This is a genomic window from Rhodospirillales bacterium (genome assembly GCA_016872535.1).
In the GTDB taxonomy this organism is placed as follows: Bacteria; Pseudomonadota; Alphaproteobacteria; order Rhodospirillales; family 2-12-FULL-67-15; genus 2-12-FULL-67-15.
The window spans coordinates 1-24,585 of the sequence record VGZQ01000025.1 but is presented as its reverse complement, the minus strand read 5'-3'; the positions used below and the strand labels follow the sequence as shown (position 1 = coordinate 24,585).

Below are 24,585 nucleotides of genomic sequence, written 5' to 3'. Positions count from 1 at the left end.
TTGTCAAGCGCTACCCGACACTCGGCTAAAGCCCGTCCCGCGCCCGGGCGAGGTCATCGGGCGTATCGACGTCGGCGAAGATTTCCGCAGAGGACGCGGGAACACGCACGATCCGGTCCGCATAGCGTGCAAGCAAATCACGCGCGCCCTTGTCCCCCGACAAGGCGGACATTCCGCCGAACAAATCGTGCGGCCACAGCACCGGATTGCCGCGCTGGCCGCCGGCCTCCGGAACGCAAATCGCGCGCCCGCCGCTTTGCTCGAAGGCGGCGATCAACGCATCGATGGTCGCCGCCGTCACGCGCGGCATGTCGCCGAGCAAGACCAGCGCGCCCGCGACGCTCTTCGCCCGCAGCGCCGCAATTCCCGCCTTAAGCGACGTGCTCATTCCCAGGGCATAATCCGGATTATGGGCGACCTCGATCGCGAAACCGGCGAGCGCGGCCCTCACCTTCGCGGCCTCGTGCCCGGTGACGGCGACCACGGGCCGCGCGCGCGAGGCGAGCGCCGCTTCGGCCACGCGCGCGACTATCGGCGCGCCGTTCAAATCCGCCAACAGCTTGTTCGCGTCTCCCATGCGGCTCGACCGGCCCGCCGCCAGGATCAGGGCGGCGACGGTCATCGATCGGCGCGTGCGGCGTTGCGCATCCGGATGAACTTCTCGTTCTTGGCGGCAATGACTTCGGCGAGAATCGAAACCGCGATTTCGGCCGGCGTGCGCGCGCCGATGTCGAGCCCGATCGGCGCGCAGATGCGCCCGATTTCGGCGTCCGTGTAGCCGGCCTCCTTGAGACGCGCCACGCGCTTGGCGTGCGTCCGGCGGCTGCCGAGGGCTCCCACGTAAAATGCGTCGGAACGCAGCGCCAAGCCGAGCGCCATGTCGTCGGGCTTGGCATCGTGGGTGAGCGCGACTACTGCCGTGCCGGGATCGAGCCCCAGTTCGGATAACGCCTTGTCCGGCCATTCGCGCACCACGGCGAAGGCGGGAAAGCGTTCCGGCGCGGCGAAAGCGCGGCGCGGATCGATCACGGTCACCTCGAAGCCGGCTTCGACCGCCATCGGCGCGAGCGTCTGGGCGATGCGCACCGCACCGACGATCAGCATGCGGAGCGGCGGCGGCACCGGCTGGATGAAGAGAGGCTCCGGCCCGCTTCGTTCGATCCGGCAATTACCGTCGCGGGCGGCGGCACGCGCCTCGGCAAGCGCGGTCCCGTCGAGCGCGAGCGGACCCGAAATCCGGTCCCCATGCACGGTCGCCCAGCGCCCCGAGGTCAAGCCGACCGCGCGCACGAACGGCTTCGGCCCCTGGAACGCGGCGAGCACTGCGGCGTCCATCGGCTCGACGAAGACATTGACGGTGCCGCCGCAGGCGAGACCGGCGGCATGGCCCTGCTCGTCGGATACGCCGTAGCTGAGCAGCGTCGGCTTTCTTTCGCGGAGCACCTCGATCGCTTCCGACACCACCGAGGATTCAATGCATCCGCCCGAGACGCTACCGGCGAAGCCCGCCTTGTCGTTGACGGTCATCTGGCTTCCGGGCGGGCATGGCGATGACCCCCATGTCTCGACCACGGTCGCTAGCGCCACCTTGCGCCCGGCGGCGGCCCATTCGACGGCCTTCCTGAGCGGCGCGGGCGAGCCGATACCAGACAAACCCTGCCGCGGGGACTCAGCCATCCACGACCTCCATGCCCTGGACAGTGCGCGAAACCATCAGGTCCTTGGCAGCGGCGAAGTATTCGAGGAAATGCGGCTGTTGGCGATGCGCCTCGAGAGCGGCCTTGGTGCTGTAGACCTCGAAGAAGTGAAAGGTTTCCGGTTCATTCTCCGCGGTCGAGACGAAGAATGCCCGACAATCGGGTTCGCGCGCGCGCGCGGCCTGGGCGTTCTTGACGATGAGCGCACGGAGTTTTTCGGCAGTTCCGGACTTGACCTTTATGGTGACAAAGATCGCGTATGGGGACATAGGAAAACCCAAAGGTTTCGGGGAAGGCCTCTTGCATATTTATTGGTCAAAAAAAGGCTTTCCAAGCCTATTTTGCCGGCAGTTATTCGCCCGCCGGGAACAAGGTCCTTAGCGCCCCGGGTTAAAGTCCTGAAAATCCGCTCTGGCACGGCCTTTGCGTAAATTTTCCCCGCGTTCCGCGCGAAGCCGATTAAGATGGCTCGCCTTCATCGGCGAGCGTCAATCGCCATCATCACAGGGAGCCCTAAGCCATGAAACGCCGTACGTTGATCAAGGGCGCCGTCGCCGGCGCCGCCGCGACCCTCGCCGCACCCGCGATCGCGCGCGCCCAGCAGCGGTTCAACTGGAAAATGACCAACGCCTACGGCCCCGGCGCACCCTTCTACGTCGCCGGCCCCGGCAGCCCGACCGACTTCATCGAAAAAGTGAAGATCCTTTCCGGCGGGCGGCTGAACATCCAGCATTTCGCCGCCGGCGAGTTGATCCCCGCCCTGGAAGGCTTCGACGCGGTGTCCAAGGGCACCATCGAGATGAACGCCGCCAACAGCTATTTCTGGTCGGGCAAGACGTTCGCCGCGCAGTATTTCACCGCCGTGCCGTTCGGGCTCAACTTCCAAGGCATGACCGCGTGGCTCTATCACGGCGGCGGCTTGAAGCTGTGGGAAGAAGTCTATGCCCCCTTCAACCTGGTTCCGATCCCGATGGGCAGCACCGGCATCCAGATGACCGGCTGGTTCCGCAAGCCGATCGAAAAGGTCGAGGACCTGAAGGGGCTCAAGATGCGCATTCCGGGCCTCGCCGGAAAGGTGTACGCCGCGCTCGGCGTCGACGTGAAGCTGTTGCCGGCGGGCGAAATCTTCCCGGCGCTGGAGCGCGGCGTCATCGACGTCGCCGAATTCGTCGGCCCCTACCAGGATCGCCGTCTCGGCCTGCACAAGGCCGCGAAGTACTACTACACCACCGGCTGGCATGAAACCTCGACCATCACCGAGCTGATCGTCAACCGCAAGGCGTGGGATTCGCTGCCCAACGACCTCAAGGAGGTCGTCCGCACCGCTGCCGCCCAGGCCCATGTCGTGAGCCACACCTGGTGCGAGGCGACCAACGCCGAGGCGCTCGACGATCTGGTCAAGAATCACGGCGTCACCGCCCAGCCCCTGCCCGCCGCCATGGTCGGCAAGCTGCGCGAAGTCACCAACCAGGTTCTCGCCGACGCCACCAAGGACCCGCTGGTCAAGAAGGTCCATGACTCGTTCATGGCCTTCAAGGTAACCCACGACAAGTGGGCCGGCATCAGCGAAGCCGTGTACCAGAACCAGATCCGCGGCTGATCCGGACGGCGCGAGCCCATGCGTAAGTTCGCCGCGCTGGCGCGCGCCTGCGAAGCCGTTGTCGAATCTTTCGGCGTGGTCGCGTCCTGGAGTTCGCTGGCCATCGTCCTGGTAATGGCGTTCAACGTCCTGCTGCGTTACGCCTTCAGCACCGGATCGGTCGCCATGCAGGAACTGGAATGGCACCTGATGGCGCCGATTGCGCTGCTCGGTATGTCCTACGCCATCCTCAAGGACGGGCACGTGCGGGTCGACGTGGTGTTCGGGCGGATGCCGCCCCGGTATCAGGAAACGGTCGACACGGTGACGCACCTTCTGGTGTTGACCATGGCGGTGATCATGGTTCTGCTCGCGATTCCCTACGTCGAGCAGTCCTACAGCATCGGCGAAAAATCGCCCGACCCGGGCGGACTGACTCACCGCTTTCTGCTCAAGTCCCTAATCCCGCTCGGCTTTGCCCTGCTCGGCCTTCAGGCCTTGGCCGCGGCGCTGCGCGCGATTCTCAAACTTCTGGGCCGCCATGCCGACTGAAGTTCTCGCCATTCTCACCATCGTCTCGTTCTTCGTGCTGCTGGCGGTCGGCATTCCGGTCGCGCTGACGCTCGCCATCAGCGGGTTTTTCTTCGGCTACCTCGGCTTCGGCACGGGGCTGTTCAACCTGCTGCCAGCGCGCATTTTCGGCGTAACCGCGAACTACACGCTGATCGCCATTCCGCTGTTCGTGTTCATGGGCGTGATGCTGGAAAAATCCCGCCTGGCCGAAGAATTGATGGACGTGATCGGCCATCTCGCCGGAAATCTGCGCGGCGGCATGGGCATCGGCATCATTCTGGTCGGCGTCCTGATGGGCGCGACCACCGGTATCGTCGGCGCCACCGTCGTCACCCTGGGCCTGCTGACGCTGCCGACCTTGCTCCGGCGCGGCTACGACAAGCGCGTGTCGTGCGGCGCGATCTGCGCCTCGGGCACCCTCGGCCAGATCATTCCGCCGAGCCTGATTCTGATTCTGCTTTCCGACATCATCGGCGAATCGGTCGGAACGCTTTTCGCCGCCGCCTTGTTCCCGGGCTTGGCCCTCGCCGCCATCTATTGCGTCTACCTCCTCGGCCTCGGCATCGTCCGCCCCGATCTGGTGCCGCCGGTTCCCCTGGACGAACGCGCCGGTGTGTCCCGCCGCGAGCTCGTCGGCAAGGTCCTCAGGGTCGGCGTGCCGCCGGTCGCGCTGGTGCTGGCGGTGCTCGGCTCGATCATCGGCGGAATCGCCGCGCCAACCGAGGCGGCCTCGATGGGCGCGCTCGGCAGTATTCTCGTCACCGCCATCACCGGCCGCTTCAATTGGAACGTGCTCAAGGATACCGTTCACACCACCACCCGCATCACCGCGGGCATGATGTTTATCCTGGTCTGCGCCCAGGTGTTCGCCCTCGCGTTTCGCGGCCTACAGGGCGACAAGTTGGTCCACGACCTGTTCGAGTTCATTCCCGGCGGAATCGAGGCCGACATCTGGTTCATGATGCTGATCATCTTCATCCTCGGGTTTTTTATCGAGTGGATCGAGATTTCCTATATCGTCGTCCCCCTGTTCCTGCCGATCCTGATCCAGGCCAACGTCGAACTGGTCTGGATCGCGATTTTGATCGCGGTCAACCTGCAAACCTCGTTCCTGACTCCGCCGTTCGGCTGGGCCTTGTTCTTCCTGCGCGGCGTCACCCCGCCCGGGGTCACGACCGACGACATCTATGTCGGGGTAATTCCTTTTATCGGCCTGCAGATTGTGGCGCTGGTAATCGTGTTCTACAACCCGGGGCTTGCGACATGGCTGCCGAAAGCCATCGGCTGGTGAACGGCGTATCCGCGATTTAGGATGGCCGCATGCTGAACACGCCGCGCGCCCGGCGGGGCATGGTCACGGCCCCGCATCATCTCGCCAGCCAGACTGGACTCGCCGTGTTGCGCGAGGGCGGCACCGCGATCGAGGCGTGCGTGGCCATGGCCGCAACGCTCGCCGTCGTCTATCCGCACATGACCGGAATCGGTGGCGACGGATTCTGGCTGGTGGCAGCGCCGGGAGGCGCGCCGCTCGCGATCGACGCCAGCGGCCGGGCCGGCACCGATGCGACCCCCGATTTCTACCGGCGCCGCGGACTCGACCAGATTCCCTGGCGCGGCGCCTTGGCCGCCAATACCGTCGCCGGGACCGTTTCCGGTTGGGCCGAGGCACTCGCCGTGAGCGCCGAATGGGGCGGCCGCCTGCCGCTCGCGCGCCTGCTGGAAGACGCCATTGGCCACGGCGAAAACGGGTTCGCGGTGAGCGCAAGTCAAGCGCTCTTGACCGAAGAGAAGCTCCCCGAATTGCGCGACGTGCCAGGGTTTGCCGAACAATTTCTGCCCGGCGGCGCGCCGCCCAAGGAGGGCTCGACGCTGAAACTGCCGGCCCTGGCGCGAACCTTGCGCGCGGTTGCCACTCAAGGTCTCGATGGTTTCTACCGGGGCGAACTGGCGCGCGGCATCGCCGCCGATCTTGCGCGCTTGGGATCGCCGGTCGGCGCCGCCGATCTCGCCCGCCAGCGGGCGGAGCGGCGCAATCCCCTCGCGCTCCGCCTCAAGCCCGGAACCGTGTTCAATCACCCGCCGCCGACCCAGGGGCTTTCCTCGCTCATGATCCTGGGGCTGTTCGAGCGCTTGAACGTGCGTGCGGCGGAAACGTTCGACCACCTGCATGGTTTGATCGAGGCAACCAAGCAGGCCTTTCTGGTCCGCGACGCCCATGTCGGCGACCCGGACGCCATGACCCGCGATCCCGAGGATTTTTTGCGGGCTGCGTTTCTCGACCGGCTCGCCGGCCGGATCGGCCACCGGGCCCTGCCCTGGCCCGCCCCAGCGACCACCGGCGATACGGTATGGATGGGTGCGATCGACGGCGAAGGCCGCGCCGCCAGTTTCATCCAAAGCGTCTACTTCGAGTTCGGCTCGGGAGTGGTTCTGCCGCAGAGCGGCATCCAATGGCAAAATCGCGGCAGCAGCTTTCGCCTCGCGGGCCCGGGGCCGACCGTGCTCGCGCCCGGGCGGAAGCCTTTTCATACCCTCAACCCCGCCCTTGCCCGCTTCGACGACGGGCGGATCATGGTCTACGGCACCATGGGCGGCGAGGGTCAGCCGCAAACCCAAGCGGCGATTTTCACGCGCTACGCTTACTTCGGCCAAGGGCTCCAGGCGGCGGTAACCGCGCCGCGCTGGCTGCTCGGCCGCACCTGGGGCGAGCCGAGCGTGACCCTGAAACTCGAAAGTCGGTTCGACCCCGCGTTGATTGCCGCCTTGCGCGCGGCCGGGCACGACGTGGAGATGCTGGCGGACTTCACATCGATCATGGGGCACGCCGGCGCCGTCGTCCGCCGTCCGGACGGAACGCTGGAGGGCGCCGCCGATCCGCGCAGCGACGGCGCGGTGGCGGCGTTTTAAGGCGATTGGGTCCGGATCTTGATTTCCGAATGCAGGGTCCGGTGGACCGGGCATTTGTCGGCGATCTCGATCAGACGGGCGCGCTGTTCTGCGTCGAGATCGCCCTCGACGACGATCGTCTTGACGATCTCGTCGATTTTCCCTTCGCGCGTTTCGCAATCGGCGCAGTCGGCGGCGTGAACCTTATTGTGATCGAGGCCGACGCGGACGCGCCGGAGCGGAATCCCTTTGCGGTCCGCGTAGAGGCGGAGCGTCATGGCGGTACAGGCGCCAAGCCCGGCGAGGAGAAAGTCGTAGGGGCTCGGTCCGCTGTCCAACCCACCGAAGCTCGCCGGCTCGTCGGCCAGCAGCGCATGCCGGCCGATGCGGACGCGGTTCTGGAACTTGCCCGCTCCGGTTTCTTCGACCACGACTTGGCCGGCAACGGCCGAATCGGCCGTGGCTGGCGGCGCCTGATCACCGATATAACGCGACGCCCACGCGGCGATCACCGTGGCAGCGTATTCCGCGTCGCGCGGGTTGGACAGCAGATGGTCTGCGCCGTCGAGGGAAACGAAACTTTTCGGATGCTTTGCCTTCAGGAAAATCTGCGAGGCGTTATCGATGCCGACGGTGGCATCGTTAGGCGCGTGTAGAACCAACAGCGACCGGCGCAGGCCGGCGATACGCCCGCCTTGGTCCTGGCGGGCTAAGTCGTCGACGAACGATCCTCCGATCCGAAACAAACGGCCGCCGATCGTCACGTCGGTGGGCTCGTTTCGGTCGGATGCGGGTAGGTGCCCGCCGAACAGATGCAGCACATGAGCCGCGTCGAACGGCGCGCCGATGGTGGCGATGGCCTTGATTTCGGGGATGCGGCCGGCGGCGGCGAGCACCGCGGCTCCGCCCAGGCTGTGGCCTACCAGCAACGACGGCGCTATGCGATTGACTCGAAGATGATCGGCGGCGGCGACGAGATCGTCGATGTTCGACGTGAATCCGGCGTTCCCGAACTCGCCCTCGCTGCCGCCGAGCCCCGTGAAGTCGAAACGAAGGGTTGCGATCCCGAGTTCCCCGAGCCGGCGCGCGATCCGCGTCGCCGCCCGCGCGTCCTTGCCGCAGGTGAAGCAGTGGGCGAACACGGCGTAGGCGGTCGGCTGGCCGTCGGGCAATTCAAGCCGGCCCGAAAGCCTGTGTCCCCCGACGCCCGGAAAATCATATTTTTCGGTCGACATGGCGGTCTCCCTTGCACATTGAAGCGCCGGATTGCGCCGACAATCATAGTCCCTCGGGCCTTATCCCGCTTGGATTAAGCTATTGGTTTTGCCATAATTATCGCCAAACAGATAGGAGGCGCCTATGGATCGCCGAGACGTTTTTCCACGCTCCCTCCAATACCTGATCGCGATCGCCGAGCACGGCAGTTATTCGCGCGCGGCGGAAGCGCTGCATGTCTCCCAACCGACCATGTCGCAGCAAATCAAGCAGCTAGAGGCATCGCTCAATTCGCCGCTGTTCAACCGCTCGGGACGAACCGTGCGGCTGACCGACGCCGGCGAAATCTTCTTGCGCCACGCCCATCGCGCCCGCGGCGAGCTTGACGCGGGCCGCCGGGCGATTCATGCCGTACACAACTTGAGCCGCGGCTCGCTCCGCCTGGGGTGGACGCCGATCACCGACCATCTGACCTGTTCGCTCCTGCAAACTTTCAACAACCGCTATCCGGGCATCACTTTGAGCACGCTCGAAATGCCCCAAGACGACATCGAAGTCGCGGTGGCCGAGGACCGCATCGACATCGGCATCACGTTCACCAAGCGCCGTTCGGGCGAGGCGCGCTCCAGCGAAATCGAAGCCACCGTGCTGTTCGAGGAAACCCTCTGCGTCGCCGTCGGCAACGAACATCCCCGCGCCGGGCAATCGAAGCCGATTAACGCGCGGGAATTTGCTCAGGAATCCATCGCCCTGCTCAACACCGATTTTGCCCTGCGACGCCACATCGACCGCTATTGCCACAAGCATGGTATCGAGCCGCGCATCGCGATCGAAACCAATTCGCTGAGCGTGATCGTTGAAATGATCCAATCGGGCCCGCTCGCGACCGTACTCCCCCACAGCATCGCCCGTACCCAATGCGGGCTGCACGCGATCGGACTTTCCCCGAAGATGCCCGAAAAAAAGATTACACTGATCCGCCGCAAGGGACACTACAAAAGCCCGGCCATCCTCGCGTTCTCCGAAATCGCCTTGGATTGGGTGAAACGGCGCCATGAGGAAACGCCCTTGCCCCACCGGGTTCCCTGCCCCCTGTCGGAAACGTACTATCAGGAAAAGATTCGAGAGGCCCGGTCGTCATCCGACGCCCACGACGAAACCCGCCCGGCCAACGGGGCCGAGTAGCGGGGGCGCTCGCCCGAATAATGGGAATTACTCATGTTTGTCAGGGAATTAGCTGGCCATGGTCGCGGCGGCGGCTGAACGGGCCCTGCTCGCGTTTTTTGAACGGGTGGCCGGAAAAGACGCGGCCCAACTCGACAAATTGAGTCGTTGTCGGGAATTTCGGCTCGAGCGCGGTCGATGGCGTTTTGCGCTTCCCGATCTGCACCGGTTCCTGCAAGGCGAGGACGATGCCTTCGCCGGCATCGACTACACGAAATTCCGAAACCTAATTCTGAAAAGCCCGATCAATCGCGCCGTCAAACCGTTTGGCGCGGAAATCGCCATTGCCGAAAATCGGGGCAAGGTCGACCGCTCGCGCTACGTTCTGATCTGGCGAAGTTAAAGGTGAGCGGCTATTCCGCCGCCACGACCGTCCTGACGAGACCATCGAGAGCGGGCGGAATCGGCCCGCCGGTCGCCCAATCGAGCAGTTCAACGGTGTGGATCACCGGCAAACGGGTGCCGGAGCCGATTTGCATCATGCATCCGATGCTGCCCGCGACGATCGCGTCGGGCGAACCCCGTTCCAGCGACCGCACCTTGAGTTCCCGCAATCGGCGCGACATTTCCGGTTGCAGCAGGTTGTAGGTTCCCCCGGAGCCGCAGCACATGTGCGGATCGTTGGGTTCGATCACGGAAAATCCGGCGGCGCGCAGCAGTTTCTTGGGCCCGAACCGGAAATGTTGCCCGTGCTGCAGCGAGCAGGCGGTGTGATAGGCGACGCGCAACCCGGGCTTTGTTTTGTAGACCAACCCGATCTCCGTCAACAGTTCGGAAATATCCTTGGCGAGGGCGGAAATTTTCGCCGCATCCGCGGCGATGGCCTCGTTGCGGAACATGAAACCGTAGTCCTTGACCATGGTGCCGCAGCCGCCCGCGGTGACGGCGACCGCGTCCAGTCCGTCGCCGTTCACTTCCGCCATCCAGGCGCGGATATTCCGAACGGCGGCCGCTCGGCCGTCCCCCGAGCGGCCCATGTGGTAGGTGAGCGCCCCGCAACAGCCGGCGCCCGCCGCGACCACGACTTCGCAGCCATGCCGCCTGAGAATGCGGAGGGCTGCGTCGTTGATGGCCGTGTTCAGGGCCTGTTGCGCGCACCCGGTCAACAGCGCCACGCGGCGGCGGCGCGGGCCTTCGGCCGGGAAAACCTGCGGACGGTCGTTCGGGCTGGGCGGCGGCAGAACGTGGGGTGCCAATTCGACCATCGCGCGCAGCCTCGCGGGCAGGGCGAAGGCCAACCCCCGTGCCCACCGCCCGCCTCGCATCGCCGCGCGGAACCGCCTCGGATGGGGCAGGATGCGCGCCAGTGTCCAACGCACCAACCGGTCAAACAGCGGACGCCGGTAATTGCCCTCGATGTGGACCCGGGCGAGGTCCACCAAATGCATGTAGTGCACCCGGGACGGACAGCTCGACATGCAGGCGAGGCACGACAGGCAGCGGTCGATGTGCGCGACCGTCCGATCGTCCGGCGGCCGCTCGCTTTCCAGCATTTCCTTGATCAGCTTGGTCCGTCCGCGCGGGCTGTCGAGCTCGTCGCCCGTCACCTGATAGGTCGGACAGGTGGCCAGGCAATAGCCGCATTGCAGGCAGGCGCGCAGCTCTTCGTCGGCGTGGGCGATGGCCGGATCGGCCAACCGTTCGGCGGTGAAGAAGGTTTGCATCCGTTTATCCCAGGATGCGGCGCGCGCGGAAGAATAGCGCGGGCGGTGTCAGCCGCCGCGTCGGTGTAGCTCGCGCAGGCCCGCGCTCCAATGCTGGCCGAGGAGCGAGAGCGAGCGGAGGCCTTCCTGGGTGCCGGGCTGGCTCGCCAGCATCAGCAGGTTGACCAAACCGCCCTTCGCCGGCGGTGTCTTGGCCAGGTCTCGGCTCATGGCGCTGATGGCGTCGGCCATGCTCATCAGCAGGTACTGGCTTTCGGGACGGTCCAAGACCTGAAGCAGGCGCATCAGCCCCCGGTTGCGGGTCAAGCGGTCGAGCAGCGTGATGCCTTCGCTGAACGCCGAGGACAGGCGCGTGACGATCTCGTCCGACATGGCATCGCGCGCCGACGCGACCAGGGTCGCCAATTCGGACAACTGCTCGATGTCGCGCGCGAGGTCTTCGGCGCTGCGGGCGGCCGGCGCGGCGGCGGAGGGCTTGCTTTCAGGGGTCATGACGTCGGCTTTCAGAGTAAGCCACGGACGCTGGTCCAATACATCTGGTTGTAGGACATTTTGAACCAGTGCATCGACTTGTTCGCGGGCTTGAGATCGGGCGGGTTGAGATAGTTGAACATGGCGTAAGTCGCGCGGTCGTGGCCGGCCTCGATGAAGCAGTAGACCTTGCCGTCGTATTCGCGGACCGGGGCGCCGATCTTGACGATCGAGGCGATGTTGTCGGCGACTACCTCGGCCTGGAAGTGGGCGGCCGAGCCGGTCTTGCTGACCGGCAGGTTGGTGGTGTCGCCGAGCACGAAGACGTTGTCGCGGCCTTCCATGGTGAGTTGATGGCGGTTGGTCGGAATCCAGCCGCCGACGCCGAACTTGTGCTTTTCGATCACCTCCATGCCGCGATGCTCGGGGATGGCGATGAGCAGATCGTACTCGTATTCGGTGCCTTCCTCGCTGCGGACGATCTTCTTTTTCGGGTCGACTTCCTTGACGTTGAACAGCGTCTCGTATTCGACGCCCATGCGGTCGAACTCGGGCGTGGCCCACTTGGCGACGTTTTCGATGCTGTGGATGCGGTTGATCGGATAATGGTACTTGATCTTGACCTTGTCCCGAATGCCGCGCGCCTTGAAGTAGTCGTGCAGCGAGAAGGTGACCTCGACCGGCGCGATCGGACACTTGTGCGGAACGCCAACGGTAATGGCCACCCGTCCGCCCTGGAATTCGCGCAAGCGCCTGAACATCTTGAGCGCGGATTCCTCGGTGTAGAAAAACTCGGCGCCTTCGACCATGCCGGAGACCAGGTGCGGCATCATGCGGCTTCCGGTCGCGATGACGAGAATATCGTATTCGTAGGTCCTGCCGTTCTTGGTGGTCACGCTGTTGCGGTCGAGGTCGAATTTCTCGACCGGATCGACGTAAAAGTCGATGTTGGGCTCGAGCAGGCTCGCCTGGTCGCGGTACAGTTCGTCCGGCATCATCTGCCCGAACGCGACGTAGAGCAGGCCCGGCTGGTACATGTGCCGGTCGGACGCCGACAGCATGGTGATCTTCACCTTGCCGGAGCTGGTTCCCGCCACCAACCGCCGCGCCAAGTTGTTGGCCACGATGGTACCGCCCGTCCCTCCCCCCACGACTAAAATTCTCAAAGGTGCCTCCTTTGCTGAAAGTCAACAGCGATTCGAAGCGTCGCCCAAACCTATCCGAGCCGTATTATTTCGCCTTGCGCACGGTCAAGTGCCAGACTTCGCCCTTCTTTTCGGATCCGATCATCTCGTGGCCGCACTTCTTGACCCACATCGGCACGTCGGTCGCCGAGCCGTCGTCGGTCGACAGCAATTCGAGCGTATCGCCGACGCTCGCCTGCTTCATATAGGTGATCAGCTCCATGAGCGGACCGGGACAGAACGTGTTGCGCGCGTCGATGGTCTTGATTTCGCTCATTTTTCCATACTTTCCTGCTGCGGTCAGAACGTAAGCAACTGCCCGCCCTCGGATTCGGTCAAAAAGCCGGTCAATCCGGTCGGCGGACCCATTTCGGGGTCGAGATCGTCCTTCTTAAGCTTCAACAAATCGATCGCCATCGAGCACGGCAGCAGTTTGGCGTCGCCCAACTCGACGGCTTGCTGAAATAATTGTTTAAACGGTGGAACGCCCTTTTGCGTCACAAGGGCGCCGAATTCGCCCTCGGCCGGCGCCTCTCCTTTATGTCCTTTGACGAAATACGGCAACGCGTTCATGGAGAAAAATACCGTCACCTCGTCGCCACACGCAGCCGCGACCGACGCGAACATTGCCGCCATCTGCAGCTTTTCGCGCGTGCCGGATACGCAAACAATGTGGATTTTTCTGGGCATAACAACTTCCTAGCTCTGCCGTAGGCGCGAGGGGAAAGCGCCCCCACGATTCTCCCCTCATGGGCCGAGCCGGCAGGACTCAACCACGCTTAATGGCAGGGAAAGCCGATGGCATGCCGCGCGTCGTGGGCGGCGTTGTGCACCTCGGCCGTCTGCACGAAGCCCGCGCCGAAGAGCATAACCATCCCGAACAGGAAGGCGCCCGCAAGTTGGATCGGTTTCGAAATCGTGGTCGAACCGGCGACGACGCGCGGCGCGGTGGCGGCTGAAACATGTTCGGTCATGGTTTCTTCTCCTGGTTAAGCTTGAGATGACAACGAAGGCGAAATAATGCGGCGGACCGCCCAAATCGACGACAGCCCGAGCGCGAGCCAGAGCACGCCGTTGGCGATGGCGGTCGCGCCGATGAAGTCCTTGGCCAACCGCGTCAGTTCGGCGACCGCTTCCGGCGGGTGCCCTTCGAACATGGCGCCGGGAGGATGAGGCGCGCCGATCAGGTGGGGGATGACCAGCAATGCGAGCGCCGCCCAGCGCCATGGCGATTTACCGAACGCCGCGCCGGCCAATCCCGCCGCCGTGCTCGCCACGGCGAACAGCCACCACAGTTGCCGCTTCACCAGCGGCGCCGCCGCCGCGCCGGGAATTTCCGGCGGAAGGCCGATCGACGGAGCCACGAAAAACACCGCGTATCCGGCCGCGCCCCAGAGCAACCCGTGGCGCCAATCGAGCTTGGTCGCGGCATTGACCCTGAGCGCGGTCACGATTGCGGTCAACAACACCAAGGCCAGCCCGATTGCGGTCAGCACGTTCGCGAGCAGCGTAAAGACGGTCCGCTGCCAACCGTCCTCCGGCGCCCAGGCTTCACCGTGATCATGGGGAGCCGCCTGCCCCGCCTGGGCGTGCGCGGTCGGCGACTGAGCAGATTGATCGGCGATAGATTCACCCCCGCCTTCGAAGTTCTCCGCGCTCATGATGATGGGCACGACCTGCCAGAGCTGGACCGCGGTCAGCAGCAAGCCCGACAGCGCGCCCACCAGCAGGGCGGAGATCACAATGCGCCGAAAAACCATCGCGCTACGCCCGCGGGCGAGAACCTCAGTGGCAAGGGAAGCCGATGGAATGGCGCGCGTCGTGGGCGGCGTTGTGGACCTCCGCCGTCTGCACGAAGCCCGCGCCGAACAGCATCACCATCCCGAGCAGGAAGGCGCCGGCGATCTGCTTCGATGTCGCGACCGTGGTCGAGCCCGCGGCGATGCGCGGGGCGGTGGCAATCGGTTGTGTCATGACATGGTCTCCTTGGTTGAACGAACGTCGAGTTACGGAAGGCAAGAGAAACTCACTCCGAGCGGTGGTAGCTGCCGTACTTGATCAGCAACGCGCATGTGCTGTCGAGAATGTAGCCCATGACCCCGATGATCAGCACCATCGCGCTGAGGTGATTGTAGGAGAGCGTTTCGCGCGCGTCGGCGATGGAGTAGCCGAGGCCCGACGTGACGCCGAGAAATTCCGCCGGCACCAGCACGATCCAGCCCACACCCAGGGCGAGACGAATGCCGGTCAGGATATCGAACAAGATCGCCGGCAGGATGATCTCCTTGACCATGTGCCAGGGTTTGGCGCCGAGATTGCGCGCAACCTTGAACCAGGCCGGATCCACCTTGGCCAGACCAGCCGCCGTCGCGAACACGATCGGCCATACTGACGCGATGGCGATCAGGAAGACGATCGCACCGTTCCAACTCGCGAACGCGATGATCGCGATCGGTTCCCACGACAACGGGCTGATCATGCGCAGCAACTGGAACGGCGAATTGCTCAGTTCGCGAAAGCGCTTGCTGCGCCCGAGCAGGATGCCGATCGGCACACCGACGGCAATGGCGATAAGAAGCCCGAGACCGAGGCGCTCGCCGCTGGTCATCACGGCGGCCTGAATCTTGCCCTGCTTCCACAGGACCGGGAACGCCTCGAACGTCGGGATCGGGCCGAAGCTGGCGAAGTTGGTGGTGGCGGGATTAATGTAGATCAGGTAAGCGCCGAACCACCACAGCGCGAACAAAATCGCCAGGCCCGCGACCCAATTGAACAGGCGCCGCCCCGCGTCCTTCAAACGAGGTTTGAGCGAGGTGACGGGGGCAGCGCCGCCCGGCGCGGGCTGCCCCCCGAGGTTTACCTCGCCCATCGCGGCGGATACGACGCCATTGCTCACAGTTGGAACGTCTCCACGCGGGTGAAGGGATCGCCCGATTGCGGAACGCTCAAGTCATTCCGCCATTTCGGATTTGCTTCCAGCGCCTTCTTGACGAAGTTATAATTGACGAGATCGTTGGCGACGTGCTGAGGAGTGAGAGTCTCGAGGAAGCGCGCGTCGCCCGTGATCACCGTCTCCTTCAGATCCTTGGTCACCAATTCGGTCGCGGACCGGAACGGCCAGCCCTGGAAGTTAATCCGGCCCTGACCCCATTCCGGATGCTTGATGGCCTGCGGATTCTTATAGTAGGCCGGGTCATAGAACATCATCGCGCGGCGGACTACTTCCTTCGGGAACGGCAGGTAGTTCTTGCCGTCGGCCGACATCAGGTCCGCCATTTCCTGCCGGTTTTCGGCGAGAACGATCTGCGCCGCGATGACGGCGTTGTGCACGGCCTGCGCCCAGGCCGCGCGATCCGGGTCCATGGCGTCGGCCTCGTGCATGACCACGACGCAGCAGGGATGGCCCTTCCAGACGTCGCCGGTGAAGCGCAACACCCGGCCGCCGGCCTTGAGTTCGCCGAGCGCGTTGAACGGTTCGGCCACGCAATAGCCGTCGATGGTGCCGGCCGCGAGCGCGGGCGGCATCGCCGGGGGCTGCAGGACCACGTAGTTGCACTCATCCGGAGCCAGCTTCGCGTCTTGCGGCTTGATCACCGGCTTGATGCCGGCGGCCTTCATGATCCGCTGCGAAACGATGTTGTGGATCGAGTACCAGAATGGCACCGCGAACTGCTTGCCGCCGAAATCCTTCGGAGTCTTAATGCCGCTCTTTTCACTGACGACAATGGCGGAACCGTTGGTGTGATCCCACGCCGTGATCTTGATCGGATACTTGTTGTTGTAGCGCATCCAGATCGGGATCGGAATCAGCATGTGGGTCAGATTGTAGCGGTGCGCCGCGAAAGCCTCGACCAGCGGCGACCAGCCGCGGATCAGCGTCGGCGCCTCGGATTCGAGACCTTCTTTCTTGAACAGCCCCAGTTCATGCGCAATCAGCAGGGCCGCCGCGTCGGTGATCGGGATGTAGCAAATCTTGACCACCGGATTGAATTTCTTCTCCTGGGCGAAGGACGGCATCGGCAGGCTGCCGCTCAGCGCGGCCAGACCGCCCGCCGCCAGCAGATCGCGCCGGTTGATGCCCGTGCCCAGTACGCCTTCGAACAGAGGATCGTATTCGATGTACAGATTAGGGTCGTTGATGCCGTCGCCGTGCTTGTCATAAAGCGATTTCATTGCGTGACTCCTTCCTGTTTAAGGGGCCGGTTTTGCTATCGCCTCAGGCGCGCGGGGGGAGGCGCCCCTACTACGGTTTCGGACTGGTTGTTGTTGTCCACGGCCTTGCCGGAACCGGGGCCGTGGGTCGCGTCGTGGAAAATTTGCATCAGGCGCGCGCGCAGGGCCTGCACGGCCGGATCGAGACGGTCGCGCGGATCGGGAAGATTGATCGTCATGTCGTGGACGATCTTGCCGGGCTTGCCCGCCATCACCAGGGCGCGGTCGGCCATGATGACCGCTTCGTCGATATCGTGGGTGACCATCACCAAGTTGATGCCCAGCTCCTTGGCGATCGAGCGCACGTCCTTCTGCAGGGCGGCGCGGGTGAAGGCATCGAGGGCCGAGAACGGCTCGTCGAGCAGAAGCAGTTCCGGCTCCATCACCAGCGAGCGGGCGAGCGCGACGCGCTGCTGCTGGCCGCCGGACAGGTCTTGCACGTTGTTGGCGGCGAATTCGTCGAGATGGACCAGGCTGATGGCCTTGGCAACACGCTCGCGGATTTCGTTCTTGGGCCAACCGCCAAAACGGAGGCCGATGCCGACGTTGCGCTCCACCGTCATCCAGGGAAAAAGGTGCGGCGCCTGGAACATCATCACCCAACGCGGCGACGGGCCGGTGACGCGCTCGCTGTCGAGATGGATCGTGCCATCCGACGAACGCATCAGACCGGCAAGAATGTGCAGCAAAGTCGACTTGCCGCAACCGGAGCGGCCGATGATGACCAGCGCTTCGCCGCGCTTGGCCTCGATATCGACCCGCTCGAACGTCAGCGGCGCCTTCGAGGAGTATCGATGAGTCAAATTCCGTATCTTGATTTCCACGCCGCGGATGGTCACGACTCGATTCCCCGATCTAAAGATGAACGATCGTGCTTCACGCACGCGGACGCATGAGATTCAACGATGGCGGTGCCGTTCCGGACGCGAGCCGTCCCTCCCCGCTCGGCCGCCCCCCGGCCGTACGCGAGTGAGTGTCGGTCGCGGAATTCGTCGTTGCCTCCGCTGTTACGTTGCTTTCCCATGAAACTCCCAGAAGCGAGCCAGCATCACGCGCTCGTTATTATTGTTTGACGCCGGTCGAGGTCAGCTGTTGAGACGCCGGTTGACCTCTTCCATTCGTCGCGCGAGTTCGTCCTCGTCCAACAGCCCTCGCCGGATCAACGAGTGCGCCAGCGCCAGAAGCTGTCGCTCCGGGAAGGGGATGTCCGCGTAATTCGTCGCGGAGAGATCGTCCTCTTCGGCGCGACGTTCGAGCACGGGCAGCACGCAGGAGCCGGCGGCGAGCAGATCACACGTCGCATCCAGGGTAATCTTCCAGGGCGGGTCGGGGTTAGTCACGCCGTATTGCTCGGCCAAATCCTCCCACACCCTCCCGCGACTGCTGATCGCCTCGAGCAGGGGAACGGGAGTCGTATCCGTCCCCTGCCGGCCGGTTTCGGAGCCTTTATCTTTATCCTTCATCTTTGGAGCCCCATCCGGTCACGACTCGCTCCGTCAGTGACTGTGATGCACCGGGTGTACCGCGGGGCGCACGGGGCGCTTGGCATTCGCCGTGACCCCGGGTTTCGGCACCGCCACGCCGATCAGGCAATCCCGCGTCACGATCGCGGTCAACTGGTCCTCGGTCCAGCCTTCCGTACCGGCGGGTCTCACCGGCAGCACGATGTAACGGGTCTTCTGGTTGGAGTCCGCGACCCGAATTTCCACGTCCGGGTCCAGTTGCAGGCCGAATTCCGCAAGCACCTGACGCGGCCAGCGCACCAGGCGGCGGCGGTAATTCGGGGTTCGATACCACTCCGGCGACTGGCCGAGGATCGGCCGCGGATAGCACGAGCAGAGCGTGCATACCACCACGTGCTTCAGCTTGGGTGTGTCTTCGAGCACGCGCAGGGCGCAGTAGTCGCTTGGAGTGCCGAAGCCGGTCGGCGGGCTGTTGATCCAGTCGACGCCGACTTGCAGGCTGGCCTTGACCCCGTCGGTCACCGCCAGCTTCTTGTACGCGGGATCCAGCCACGCCTTGGCGACCAGGCGCGCCGCGGGCAGGGGACCGAGGGTGTGGACGTATTCCGTCCAGCGCCGATGGTCCTCGGCGGAGAAAAGCCCTTTCTCAATGGCCAGTTCGCGCACGGCCATTTCGAGCACCTCGAAGTCGCTGACTTCATTAACCATCGGCGCGGGTTCGTGTTTATCTGACATTTGTGCTTGTCCTTTTGTTCGGCGTCCGCCGGTCAGGCTATGCCTTCTCCAGCCAGCGCTCGGATAACTCGGTCTCTAGCGTATCGTTTGCGTACAGATCGGGATAATCCGGCCAAAGATCCTTCTGCCGGAATTTCACGCTGTAGAACCATTCGGACTTGTCCGTGTTGTCCCACGCCTCGTCTTCCGGAGCGGGGCTTTCGTAGACCAGTACGGTCACGGTACCAACCGCGCCACGAGGGTAGGTCTGGGTCCGGCTGTAGAAGACATCGGACAGATCCTTGACCCGCACACGGTCGCCGACCTTGAACTTGGCCTTACCGGCTTCACCCTTGAAACACTGGGGATCGCCGATCCCGGTGGCTTTTTTGGCGTGGTGAGTTCTATCGTGCTTACTTGTGCTCATGGCGCTTTTTCACTTCATCAATCTTGTTGACCAACTCGGTGAGCGTGACATATTGCTTGTCCACCATGATCCGCGCGGCGGTCAACAGCCACCGCCCGTAATACGGCAGACCGAGATACTGCGTCTGACCGAGATCGACGTTTTGCCGGCGGCGCCGCTCCTCGGCGTTCCAGACACCGCGCCAAGCCAGGCATTCGCATGTGGCGAAGGTATTGAGCTCCCACTGTTCCTCCTCCTTCTCTTCCCAGGTGATGGGCACATCCGGCTCGCCGCCAACGTCGTGCGGCATCCGCGTATAGGCCCTGAAGAGGGTGTGATCGATTTGATCGGGGGCCGGCGCGTGCGTCTGCTTGTGCAGAGCTGGCTGCATCTGGCCGACAACGTCGATGTGGCGTAGTACTCTGTCTCTGGTGGGGGATGACATACGTCTTGTACTCCTTCTTGTATTAGAAGAAATTTATGTTCGAAGAGGCTTATGGTCGGTTGTAGCAGTCCCGATACGGTTCACCAATGCAAGATACCCTCCGCAAATCCGGGGCGGAGCCGCGTAGGTAACCCGTTAGGCACCCCCACGACTGGTAAAACTATCCACGAGAGGAGAGTATATGTCAAATTGCATGTTCGAATTAAATCTATAGGAAATGTCTATAGATAAAACTGTGGCCGTGACCTGAGCCCCAACTTTCATCCAGCGATGGGTAGAGCCCGTTCTGCATTGGCCGCACCCCGGAACTTGGACCGGATCAGATGAGAATCTCCGGCCTGCTAAAGGCGTTTCTCCTTCCCGGGCGCCGTGAGCGTGTCCCTGCGGCTCCCTTGCCCCGCCATGAACGCCACGGGCGCGGCGGCCGCCTGATCGATCACCACATCCACCACCGCTGGCATGTCCGCATCGATCGCATCCCGCAACGCCTTTCCGATGTGTTTCGGATCCGTCACGCGGACACCCCAAGCGCCCATTCCCCGGGCAATGTCCGCGAAATTCGTCTCCTTGAACTCCGACAGTTTGTCCAAATCGGGAGACCCCGCCCAGAGGCTCCGCAGCAGGTGCGTCTGGAAAGCCATTGCCTGATTGTTCAACACCACCGTAATCAGGTTGATCCCATTGCGCACCGCCGTCTCAAGCTCAGTAAGATGATAGAAAAATCCCCCGTCACCCGTGAACGCCACCACCGGCCGCTCGGGGACCGCCGCCTTTGCGCCCATCGCCGCCGGAAACGCCCACCCCAGACTCCCCTCGCAGTGCAGGAAGTTCTTCCCCGGCGGAAGATCCATGAAGACGCCGGCCCACGTGCCGACATAGCCCGTGTCCGTGACGTAGAGCGTGTTCTCCGGACACGCCTTCACAAGCTCGATCACCAGTTGTTCCGGCCGAATCGGAATCGCGTTGCCATACATGTGCTCATGCTGGCTTTCGCGCCACTCCCGCAGCTCTTTCTGCGCCCTCGCCACCCACGCGCTGTGCGCGCCCCGCGCCGCTGAGCGCCGCGCGACCTGCAGCATCTGCTGCAGGACCGTCCGCGCATCACCTACAAGCGGCAATACGTTAGGATAGTTCGCGCCGGGCTGAGCCGGGTTGATGTCAATGTGGATAGCCCGCACCCCCGGCGTCGGCATCTTCCGCATATTTGTCGTCGCCCCGCCGTGATGACCCCCCACATAGAGCACCACATCCGCCTCGGTAATCACGCGGTCGGTCGGCGGCCGCCGGTAGGAGCCCGTCACGCCCAGCGCCCGTGGATGTCGATCGTCGATACTCCCCTTGCCGCCCAAGGTCGTGGTAACCGGCATATCCAACTGCTCGGCCAGCGCCGTCACTTCCTCCCATGCGCCTGAAACGACCGTCCCACGACCGCAAACCATCACCGGACACTCCGCATGGCGGAGCTCCTGGACGGCCTGCTCCACGAGGTCATCGTCCGCGCGCGGACGGAACGCGGGATAGGAGAAGTAGCGCTGATCCAGGTGCCGGAAATCGAACTCCGACTCGCCCGCTTCCAGCGCGCCGTCCAGATAGAGGTGGACCGGCCGGGGCGCCCCCGTCGTCATCTCCCGGTAAGCCTTGCCGAAGAACTCCGCCATCCGGTCGATCGAGCGGACCTCCGCGTCGTACTTGGTCACCGGCCGGAAATCCACATAGGCTTCCTGATAGGAGTTGCCGTGGTAACGTGAGCTTGGAAGGACCGGGGTCACCGCAAGCAACGGCGTATGGCTTTGCCAGGCATCCACCAGGCCCGCATACAGGTTCGTCGCTCCGGGGCCGCCCTGGGCGATCACGATCGTCGGCGTACCCGATGCCTGCGCATAGCCGTCGGCCATATAGCCCGCAGCCTTCTCCGAATGACACAATACGCGCTTGATCGGATCCTCCGCCAACTCCACAAGCGTTGGATACAAGAATGTCGGGACGAAAAACACCGCCTTCGCGCCCGATCGGCGGATCAACGCCGCCAAGAATTGCTGGCCCTTCATTCTCCGCGGACACTCGCCGTCCTCCCGCTCGCCCGTGAAGGTTTCTTTCCTGTCTACGGCTGTGGATCTCATCAAATCCCACCACGCTTATGCTTCTGCTTCGCCATGCGCATCAGGCTGCGATATCTGCTCCAGAGAACATGAACTCGCCTGCGTCGCCAGCGGGTCACGATCCGGTCGAATCTCTCGGGCGAGTTCCACGATCCGCGGGTAGAGGCGCTTGACATCGTCCTCCGGGGCCTCCTGGCCATAACGCTTTTTCACCCCATGCTTTTGCAGTTGCACGTAGCGGTGAGGTTCCACGCCGTGGCGTTTCAGACAACTGCGAACACAGCCCAGCGGGCAGCCGTCCAGCGCGAGAATCGGTCGGCCTGAGGTGGCCTGACGCACAAAATTCGGTATATCGCCGCCCACACCGGCGATGCAGGACATCTGTGCTTCCCCGTTTCGGTCCAGGCACAAGGCCAGCGTATTGGCGAGTTGGGCCGTACTGGAACATCCGGAGCAGCTGTATACCAGCGGCAGATGGAGGGCTTGTCTAACCATAAAACACTCCTGCAAGGGAAATCCTGATTACAGTCGCTTCGCCCAAGCCGCATCCGGTTATGTCCGCCGTTGCTTTACACCGGTTCCAGCCACCGTTCGGAAATCTGGGTCCATATCGTGTCGCTCGAGTTCGTGTCGGGAGAATCGTCATCCCACAGGTCTTCATGCCGAAAGCACATAAAGTAGAACCATTCGACTTCGTCAATATGGCCCCACGCTTCGTCCTCCGGTGCGGGGCTTTCGTAGGCCAGTTCCACGACGGTTCCTATGGCCCCTCGTATGTAACCCGGGGTCTGGTTATAAAAGAGATCCGGCTGGTCTTTGACGCGCAGGCGATCGCCCGCCTTGAACTTGGGCGGATCAGCCTTGCCCCGGTAGCACTGAGGGTCGCCCACCCCTGCGGCGATTTCGGCGACACGCAGATGGTTGAACATCGGCGAGCTGCTCGCCTTGCCAATTCCTTCATCCTGTATCTCAGCGTGGCGACTTTTCCGCATGGCGTCTTTTCACCTCTTCGATTTTGTTGGTCAACTCGGTCAGCGTGATGTGCTGCTTGTCGACCAGCGCCCGCGCGGCGGCAAGCAGCCAGCGCCCGGAGTAAGGCACCGCAAGGTATTTATCTCCCAAGTCGGCAGCCCGGCGAAGCTTCTCCACGTTGGTCCAGACACCGCGCCAGGAGAGACACTCACAAATGGCATAGGTATTGAGCTCCCAGGGCTTTGATTTTCTCTCTTCCAGCGGAATGGGCCCGCCCTTTTCGCCCCCGATATCGTGAACGACGTGCATCGACTCTTTGAATCGGGCATGATTGAAGACATCTGGAGAAGGCGCGTCCTGCGGTGGCTCTGGTGTGTTACGCGACGTCATGTTCGTATCCTCGTACGTTATTTTGACTGGGATAGAGTCGAGGGGAACGCATGAAGACGAAACGGGATTTGGCGGGCATGGAAGCGCGGTGCCGCAGGGAGCGCGTCTGCTCAGACACTTCGCCCGGCGACGCCTGAAGCCCACGCAGCGCCAGCCGAAGCTCATTCGCTCCTTCCGGCAGCAGGCTGAATTTGCACTGTAAGGCGTCAATCATTTACTGAATTCACAATAAAAGTATGGTTATGATAATGCTGATGTATCCCCCTGTCCAAGACGCAATCTCGATGGATCGCATAGGTTCTTCCTATTTAGGAAAAGTCATGCTGTATCCGATTGAGCCTCCGAAAAACTCCGGTTTCAGCTGATCCAAGGATTGGGAGCGGTGCAATGGCGAACAGACTCAAGCCTCTACCGACTGAGAAACGGGGAGCAGCGCAGTGACACCGCCGCCGAAAACATTTTCGATGATCATTGAACCAAAGTTATACCAATGGGTTAGTCGCTCACCTACGCTTATTAGAAAGATCTGATGTTGTGTTGCGCAAAAACGCGCGACAAATCCGAGCGAGTCCACGTGCTTTCCAAAATGCTTGCTCATCCACTACCATTCCGTTTCGGCGAATACCCCACCCAAGCGCAGAATATCCCTTCGTGGACAGCCTGCTCCAACAATGGGACGGCGACGTCCTCACCCTCACGCTCAATCGTCCCGATCGCGGCAACGCCTTGAACGCGCCGACGGTCGAAGCGCTGCTCGACGCACTGGAAGGGGCCAAGGCGCGCGTAGGCGCCGCCGTCGTGTTGACCGGCACGGGACGGAATTTCTGTACCGGATTCGATCTCGCCGATCTCGAAACCGTGTCAGACGGCGAACTGCTGCACCGCTTCGCGCGTATCGAACAGCTGTTGCAGAATCTGCACCACGCGCCGTTCCCGATCGTGGCGCTGGTTAAGGGACGCAACTTCGGCGCCGGCGTAGATATCGTCTGCGCGTGCAGCGACCGGATCGCGACACCCGACGCGCGTTTCCGCATGCCGGGATGGCGTTTCGATCTGGCCCTCGGCACGCGGCGTCTCGCCGCGCGGATCGGCGCCGACCGGGCGCGCGCGATCCTGCGCGATGCGGCGGAGTTTTCGGCCCAAGACGCCCGCGCGTGGGGGCTGCTGACCGACTTGGTCGATGAAAGCGCCTGGCCCGCCGCCGTCCGCGCGCTGATCGAGAAGTGGAACGTGATGAGCGCACCCGCGCGCGCACACCTGCTCGCGCTGACCGTCCGGGACACCCGCGATGCGGACATGGCGGATTTGGTGCGTTCCGCCTTTCGACCGGGCTTGCGCCAGCGGATCGCCGACTATCGCGCCAAGGGTGTCCGTCGTCAGAACATTTGAGA

At 63.3% G+C, this 24,585-nt stretch carries 29 protein-coding genes and 1 pseudogene; 7 read left to right on the top strand and 23 right to left on the bottom strand.

The window, feature by feature from the left end; translation table 11 throughout:
- Positions 1-25: 25 nt before the first annotated feature.
- The 3 genes from FJ311_06870 to FJ311_06860 are packed head-to-tail and all read right to left on the bottom strand — an operon-like array spanning position 26 to position 1,966.
- Complete coding sequence (locus FJ311_06870; GenBank protein MBM3951160.1) at positions 26-622, bottom strand: nucleotidyltransferase family protein; 597 nt, start codon at positions 620-622, stop codon at positions 26-28.
- Complete coding sequence (locus tag FJ311_06865; protein ID MBM3951159.1) at positions 619-1,677, bottom strand: XdhC/CoxI family protein; 1,059 nt, start codon at positions 1,675-1,677, stop codon at positions 619-621. The genes FJ311_06870 and FJ311_06865 overlap by 4 nt, the downstream gene beginning before the upstream one ends.
- Positions 1,670-1,966, bottom strand: coding sequence for an antibiotic biosynthesis monooxygenase (locus FJ311_06860; protein ID MBM3951158.1), 297 nt, complete (start codon positions 1,964-1,966; stop codon positions 1,670-1,672). Before FJ311_06860 ends, FJ311_06865 begins: the two co-directional genes overlap by 8 nt.
- A 251-nt stretch (positions 1,967-2,217) precedes the next feature.
- Here FJ311_06860 and FJ311_06855 point away from each other — a divergent pair, with 251 nt between their 5' ends.
- The 4 genes from FJ311_06855 to FJ311_06840 are packed head-to-tail and all read left to right on the top strand — an operon-like array spanning position 2,218 to position 6,756.
- Entirely contained in the window at positions 2,218-3,297 is a 1,080-nt protein-coding gene (locus FJ311_06855) for a TRAP transporter substrate-binding protein (protein MBM3951157.1), read from the top strand.
- An 18-nt stretch (positions 3,298-3,315) separates the two neighbouring features.
- Positions 3,316-3,828: a TRAP transporter small permease subunit gene (locus FJ311_06850; GenBank protein ID MBM3951156.1), complete on the top strand. Its 513-nt coding sequence runs from the start codon at positions 3,316-3,318 to the stop codon at positions 3,826-3,828.
- Positions 3,818-5,140, top strand: a complete 1,323-nt coding sequence (locus FJ311_06845) for a TRAP transporter large permease subunit (protein ID MBM3951155.1) — start codon at positions 3,818-3,820, stop codon at positions 5,138-5,140. The genes FJ311_06850 and FJ311_06845 overlap by 11 nt, the downstream gene beginning before the upstream one ends.
- 29 nt (positions 5,141-5,169) lie before the next feature.
- Positions 5,170-6,756, top strand: a complete 1,587-nt coding sequence (locus tag FJ311_06840; protein ID MBM3951154.1) for a gamma-glutamyltransferase family protein — start codon at positions 5,170-5,172, stop codon at positions 6,754-6,756.
- On the opposite strand, the gene FJ311_06835 is transcribed toward FJ311_06840, so the two are convergent.
- The gene (locus FJ311_06835) at positions 6,753-7,970 is read right to left on the bottom strand and encodes an alpha/beta fold hydrolase (protein ID MBM3951153.1); all 1,218 of its coding nucleotides are present in this window, start codon (positions 7,968-7,970) and stop codon (positions 6,753-6,755) included. The two genes, FJ311_06840 and FJ311_06835, sit on opposite strands and share 4 nt — an antisense overlap.
- 124 nt (positions 7,971-8,094) lie before the next feature.
- Here FJ311_06835 and cynR point away from each other — a divergent pair, with 124 nt between their 5' ends.
- Together cynR and FJ311_06825 are read left to right on the top strand one after the other, a co-directional pair.
- A complete protein-coding gene (gene cynR, locus FJ311_06830; GenBank protein MBM3951152.1) occupies positions 8,095-9,135 on the top strand; it encodes a transcriptional regulator CynR in 1,041 nt (346 codons plus the stop codon).
- A gap of 58 nt (positions 9,136-9,193) precedes the next feature.
- Positions 9,194-9,517: a hypothetical protein gene (locus FJ311_06825; GenBank protein ID MBM3951151.1), complete on the top strand. Its 324-nt coding sequence runs from the start codon at positions 9,194-9,196 to the stop codon at positions 9,515-9,517.
- A 10-nt stretch (positions 9,518-9,527) separates the two neighbouring features.
- Here FJ311_06825 and glcF read toward each other — a convergent pair whose 3' ends face one another.
- The 19 genes and pseudogenes from glcF to FJ311_06730 all read right to left on the bottom strand — a co-directional run bounded on the left by glcF (position 9,528) and on the right by FJ311_06730 (position 23,792).
- Positions 9,528-10,838: a glycolate oxidase subunit GlcF gene (glcF, locus tag FJ311_06820; protein MBM3951150.1), complete on the bottom strand. Its 1,311-nt coding sequence runs from the start codon at positions 10,836-10,838 to the stop codon at positions 9,528-9,530.
- A gap of 48 nt (positions 10,839-10,886) precedes the next feature.
- Positions 10,887-11,261, bottom strand: coding sequence for a hypothetical protein (locus FJ311_06815; protein MBM3951149.1), 375 nt, complete (start codon positions 11,259-11,261; stop codon positions 10,887-10,889).
- An 80-nt stretch (positions 11,262-11,341) separates the two neighbouring features.
- Positions 11,342-12,475 carry an NAD(P)/FAD-dependent oxidoreductase gene (locus tag FJ311_06810; GenBank protein ID MBM3951148.1) on the bottom strand — a complete coding sequence of 378 codons (1,134 nt, stop codon included), beginning with the start codon at positions 12,473-12,475 and terminating at the stop codon, positions 11,342-11,344.
- 64 nt (positions 12,476-12,539) lie between these two features.
- Complete coding sequence (locus tag FJ311_06805) at positions 12,540-12,770, bottom strand: sulfurtransferase TusA family protein (protein MBM3951147.1); 231 nt, start codon at positions 12,768-12,770, stop codon at positions 12,540-12,542.
- 23 nt (positions 12,771-12,793) lie between these two features.
- On the bottom strand, positions 12,794-13,129 hold the full coding sequence (locus FJ311_06800) for a hypothetical protein (protein MBM3951146.1): 336 nt from the start codon (positions 13,127-13,129) through the stop codon (positions 12,794-12,796).
- A gap of 143 nt (positions 13,130-13,272) precedes the next feature.
- A complete protein-coding gene (locus FJ311_06795) occupies positions 13,273-13,467 on the bottom strand; it encodes a CbtB-domain containing protein (protein ID MBM3951145.1) in 195 nt (64 codons plus the stop codon).
- A 15-nt stretch (positions 13,468-13,482) separates the two neighbouring features.
- The gene (locus FJ311_06790; GenBank protein ID MBM3951144.1) at positions 13,483-14,253 is read right to left on the bottom strand and encodes a hypothetical protein; all 771 of its coding nucleotides are present in this window, start codon (positions 14,251-14,253) and stop codon (positions 13,483-13,485) included.
- 25 nt (positions 14,254-14,278) lie between these two features.
- On the bottom strand, positions 14,279-14,467 hold the full coding sequence (locus FJ311_06785) for a CbtB-domain containing protein (GenBank protein ID MBM3951143.1): 189 nt from the start codon (positions 14,465-14,467) through the stop codon (positions 14,279-14,281).
- A gap of 52 nt (positions 14,468-14,519) precedes the next feature.
- Complete coding sequence (locus FJ311_06780) at positions 14,520-15,362, bottom strand: ABC transporter permease (protein MBM3951142.1); 843 nt, start codon at positions 15,360-15,362, stop codon at positions 14,520-14,522.
- 23 nt (positions 15,363-15,385) lie between these two features.
- Complete coding sequence (locus tag FJ311_06775; GenBank protein ID MBM3951141.1) at positions 15,386-16,666, bottom strand: ABC transporter substrate-binding protein; 1,281 nt, start codon at positions 16,664-16,666, stop codon at positions 15,386-15,388.
- Between the two features lie 35 nt (positions 16,667-16,701).
- Positions 16,702-17,544 carry an ABC transporter ATP-binding protein gene (locus FJ311_06770; GenBank protein MBM3951140.1) on the bottom strand — a complete coding sequence of 281 codons (843 nt, stop codon included), beginning with the start codon at positions 17,542-17,544 and terminating at the stop codon, positions 16,702-16,704.
- Between the two features lie 246 nt (positions 17,545-17,790).
- Positions 17,791-18,105, bottom strand: coding sequence for a nitrile hydratase subunit beta (locus FJ311_06765; GenBank protein ID MBM3951139.1), 315 nt, complete (start codon positions 18,103-18,105; stop codon positions 17,791-17,793).
- A 96-nt stretch (positions 18,106-18,201) separates the two neighbouring features.
- Entirely contained in the window at positions 18,202-18,903 is a 702-nt protein-coding gene (gene scnC / locus FJ311_06760) for a thiocyanate hydrolase subunit gamma (GenBank protein MBM3951138.1), read from the bottom strand.
- A gap of 37 nt (positions 18,904-18,940) precedes the next feature.
- Positions 18,941-19,733: pseudogene (locus FJ311_06755) on the bottom strand (nitrile hydratase subunit beta).
- 341 nt (positions 19,734-20,074) lie between these two features.
- A complete protein-coding gene (locus FJ311_06750; protein MBM3951137.1) occupies positions 20,075-21,853 on the bottom strand; it encodes a thiamine pyrophosphate-binding protein in 1,779 nt (592 codons plus the stop codon).
- Positions 21,854-21,868: 15 nt separating this feature from the next.
- Positions 21,869-22,327, bottom strand: a complete 459-nt coding sequence (locus tag FJ311_06745) for a zinc-binding protein (GenBank protein ID MBM3951136.1) — start codon at positions 22,325-22,327, stop codon at positions 21,869-21,871.
- 74 nt (positions 22,328-22,401) lie between these two features.
- A complete protein-coding gene (locus FJ311_06740) occupies positions 22,402-22,824 on the bottom strand; it encodes a nitrile hydratase subunit beta (protein MBM3951135.1) in 423 nt (140 codons plus the stop codon).
- Positions 22,802-23,359 (bottom strand): nitrile hydratase subunit beta, encoded by a 558-nt coding sequence (locus FJ311_06735; GenBank protein MBM3951134.1) that lies wholly within the window; start codon positions 23,357-23,359, stop codon positions 22,802-22,804. Before FJ311_06735 ends, FJ311_06740 begins: the two co-directional genes overlap by 23 nt.
- A gap of 235 nt (positions 23,360-23,594) precedes the next feature.
- Positions 23,595-23,792 (bottom strand): hypothetical protein, encoded by a 198-nt coding sequence (locus FJ311_06730; protein ID MBM3951133.1) that lies wholly within the window; start codon positions 23,790-23,792, stop codon positions 23,595-23,597.
- A gap of 53 nt (positions 23,793-23,845) precedes the next feature.
- Here FJ311_06730 and FJ311_06725 point away from each other — a divergent pair, with 53 nt between their 5' ends.
- Positions 23,846-24,583: an enoyl-CoA hydratase/isomerase family protein gene (locus FJ311_06725; protein ID MBM3951132.1), complete on the top strand. Its 738-nt coding sequence runs from the start codon at positions 23,846-23,848 to the stop codon at positions 24,581-24,583.
- Positions 24,584-24,585: the final 2 nt, after the last annotated feature.

Coding starts and splice junctions, on each gene's coding strand:
- FJ311_06870 (MBM3951160.1), bottom strand. CDS start 622: ATGACCGTCGCCGCCCTGATCCTGGCGGCGGGCCGGTCGAGCCGCATG.
- FJ311_06865 (MBM3951159.1), bottom strand. CDS start 1,677: ATGGCTGAGTCCCCGCGGCAGGGTTTGTCTGGTATCGGCTCGCCCGCG.
- FJ311_06860 (MBM3951158.1), bottom strand. CDS start 1,966: ATGTCCCCATACGCGATCTTTGTCACCATAAAGGTCAAGTCCGGAACT.
- FJ311_06855 (MBM3951157.1), top strand. CDS start 2,218: ATGAAACGCCGTACGTTGATCAAGGGCGCCGTCGCCGGCGCCGCCGCG.
- FJ311_06850 (MBM3951156.1), top strand. CDS start 3,316: ATGCGTAAGTTCGCCGCGCTGGCGCGCGCCTGCGAAGCCGTTGTCGAA.
- FJ311_06845 (MBM3951155.1), top strand. CDS start 3,818: ATGCCGACTGAAGTTCTCGCCATTCTCACCATCGTCTCGTTCTTCGTG.
- FJ311_06840 (MBM3951154.1), top strand. CDS start 5,170: ATGCTGAACACGCCGCGCGCCCGGCGGGGCATGGTCACGGCCCCGCAT.
- FJ311_06835 (MBM3951153.1), bottom strand. CDS start 7,970: ATGTCGACCGAAAAATATGATTTTCCGGGCGTCGGGGGACACAGGCTT.
- cynR (MBM3951152.1), top strand. CDS start 8,095: ATGGATCGCCGAGACGTTTTTCCACGCTCCCTCCAATACCTGATCGCG.
- FJ311_06825 (MBM3951151.1), top strand. CDS start 9,194: ATGGTCGCGGCGGCGGCTGAACGGGCCCTGCTCGCGTTTTTTGAACGG.
- glcF (MBM3951150.1), bottom strand. CDS start 10,838: ATGCAAACCTTCTTCACCGCCGAACGGTTGGCCGATCCGGCCATCGCC.
- FJ311_06805 (MBM3951147.1), bottom strand. CDS start 12,770: ATGAGCGAAATCAAGACCATCGACGCGCGCAACACGTTCTGTCCCGGT.
- FJ311_06800 (MBM3951146.1), bottom strand. CDS start 13,129: ATGGCGGCAATGTTCGCGTCGGTCGCGGCTGCGTGTGGCGACGAGGTG.
- FJ311_06795 (MBM3951145.1), bottom strand. CDS start 13,467: ATGACCGAACATGTTTCAGCCGCCACCGCGCCGCGCGTCGTCGCCGGT.
- FJ311_06790 (MBM3951144.1), bottom strand. CDS start 14,253: ATGGTTTTTCGGCGCATTGTGATCTCCGCCCTGCTGGTGGGCGCGCTG.
- FJ311_06785 (MBM3951143.1), bottom strand. CDS start 14,467: ATGACACAACCGATTGCCACCGCCCCGCGCATCGCCGCGGGCTCGACC.
- FJ311_06780 (MBM3951142.1), bottom strand. CDS start 15,362: ATGGGCGAGGTAAACCTCGGGGGGCAGCCCGCGCCGGGCGGCGCTGCC.
- FJ311_06775 (MBM3951141.1), bottom strand. CDS start 16,666: ATGAAATCGCTTTATGACAAGCACGGCGACGGCATCAACGACCCTAAT.
- scnC (MBM3951138.1), bottom strand. CDS start 18,903: ATGTCAGATAAACACGAACCCGCGCCGATGGTTAATGAAGTCAGCGAC.
- FJ311_06750 (MBM3951137.1), bottom strand. CDS start 21,853: ATGAGATCCACAGCCGTAGACAGGAAAGAAACCTTCACGGGCGAGCGG.
- FJ311_06745 (MBM3951136.1), bottom strand. CDS start 22,327: ATGGTTAGACAAGCCCTCCATCTGCCGCTGGTATACAGCTGCTCCGGA.
- FJ311_06740 (MBM3951135.1), bottom strand. CDS start 22,824: ATGCGGAAAAGTCGCCACGCTGAGATACAGGATGAAGGAATTGGCAAG.
- FJ311_06735 (MBM3951134.1), bottom strand. CDS start 23,359: ATGAGCTTCGGCTGGCGCTGCGTGGGCTTCAGGCGTCGCCGGGCGAAG.
- FJ311_06730 (MBM3951133.1), bottom strand. CDS start 23,792: ATGAGCAAGCATTTTGGAAAGCACGTGGACTCGCTCGGATTTGTCGCG.